1 protein-coding gene and 1 pseudogene are annotated in these 641 nt (G+C 67.6%); one reads left to right on the plus strand and one right to left on the minus strand.

Annotated elements, in window-relative coordinates; genetic code table 11:
* Nucleotides 1-6: 6 nt before the first annotated feature.
* Nucleotides 7-462, minus strand: a complete 456-nt coding sequence (locus tag A9X05_RS20985; protein WP_231978442.1) for an SDR family NAD(P)-dependent oxidoreductase — start codon at nt 460-462, stop codon at nt 7-9.
* A 48-nt stretch (nt 463-510) separates the two neighbouring features.
* On the opposite strand from A9X05_RS20985, the pseudogene A9X05_RS32310 reads away from it, so the two are divergent.
* Nucleotides 511-641: pseudogene (locus A9X05_RS32310) on the plus strand (hypothetical protein); the annotation flags it as partial.

The following is a 641-nucleotide window of genomic DNA, read 5'->3' on the forward strand; positions in this document are numbered from 1 at the left end:
GAACCGTCAGCGACAGCGAACCCAAGATGAACGGCAACAGCGCCAGGAAGATGAAATAGGCGCGGTCGGCGACGACCCGCGGTTGAGCAGCGGCAGCATGGCTTGCACGGTGAACAGCGTGCCGCCCACGTTGGTCATGAACGTGGACGTGAAGTGTTCGACCGAAATGTCGCCCAGTGCCGCGAATTCTCCGCCGCCCGCGTTGGCGAAGAGCACGTCGAGGCCCGCTCCGCGGGAGGCGACGACGTCGGCGACGGCGGCCACGTCGTCAAGGTTGGCCACGTCAGCGCGGACGCCCGTCGCCCGTTCACCGATCGAGGCCACGGCGGCGTCGATGGTCTGCTGGTTGCGCCCGGTCAGGATGACGTGGGCGCCCGCGTCGGCCAGCCGCTGCGCGGCCGCCAGCCCGATGCCCGAATTCCCGCCGGTGACCAGGGCTGTCTTTCCGCTGAGGTCGCTCATTGTGACTAGAGTAGGTGCATCCATCCGCCCAAGCACGAGACGTTCGACCTGATCGCCCGCACCAACACCGATCCCAAGGGCATCGTGCGGGACGTGGACGACTATGCGGTTCACCCGTGGGGCCTCTACGTGGCCCGGCCCACCCCCGGCCGCGCCCAGTTCCATTACCTCGAATCCTG

The sequence above is a fragment of the Mycobacterium sp. E3298 genome, from assembly GCF_001666895.1.
Taxonomy (GTDB): domain Bacteria; phylum Actinomycetota; class Actinomycetes; order Mycobacteriales; family Mycobacteriaceae; genus Mycobacterium.

Excerpts from the sequence above, each read along its gene's own strand:
- A9X05_RS20985 (WP_231978442.1), bottom strand. The coding sequence starts at position 462 with ATGAGCGACCTCAGCGGAAAGACAGCCCTGGTCACCGGCGGGAATTCG.